Source organism: Neisseria sp. P0001.S005 (genome assembly GCF_051963715.1).
This window is the reverse complement of record NZ_JBQCTZ010000560.1, coordinates 1-499: the sequence shown is the minus strand read 5'-3', so window position 1 is coordinate 499 and position 499 is coordinate 1. Positions and strand designations below refer to the sequence as shown.

The 499-nt window shown below is 49.5% G+C and carries 1 protein-coding gene and 1 pseudogene; one reads left to right on the top strand and one right to left on the bottom strand.

Annotated features, from left to right (window positions below; all coding sequences use genetic code 11):
* Positions 1 to 170 (top strand): annotated as a pseudogene (locus tag ACTHSP_RS21660) (N-acetyl-gamma-glutamyl-phosphate reductase); the annotation flags it as partial.
* Positions 171 to 246: 76 nt separating this feature from the next.
* On the opposite strand, the gene ACTHSP_RS21655 reads toward ACTHSP_RS21660, so the two are convergent.
* The gene (locus tag ACTHSP_RS21655) at positions 247 to 492 is read right to left on the bottom strand and encodes a hypothetical protein (RefSeq protein ID WP_440346964.1); all 246 of its coding nucleotides are present in this window, start codon (positions 490 to 492) and stop codon (positions 247 to 249) included.
* Between the last annotated feature and the right edge of the window lie 7 nt (positions 493 to 499).

Here is a 499-nt window from a genome sequence, read left to right as displayed (position 1 = left end):
TTTGCCGTATCAGCGTTCAAAAAGCGCCCGATCAAGACGATGTGTGGATTGTTCTTTCCGTCATCGACAACTTGGTTAAAGGCGCAGCCGGTCAAGCCGTACAGAATATGAACATCATGTTCGGCCTGCCCGAAACCACCGGCCTGACTAATGCACCATTGATGCCTTAAGCCATCATTATTAAAAACACAAGGCCGTCTGAAACTTTGATCGTTCAGACGGCCTTTATCAATTCATTCACAAACATTACTCATACACCACGCCGGCAAGCATTTCTTCTTCATTCAAGTTGCCGTACTGTTGCTCCCAATCGTGGGTAGCCTCCACCATATCGCATTCTTTGGCAAAAGCCAGTAGCCTGCCATCCATCTGATCCAGACTCAAGCTGCCCAAGCGTTCGCATTCCGAAGCCGTCAGATTACCGTCCGCCTCATGCGCCTCCGAAGATCCGAAAGGCAGAGCAAAAAAACCCAGTACCAACGCCAGCAGCACCCAAAAA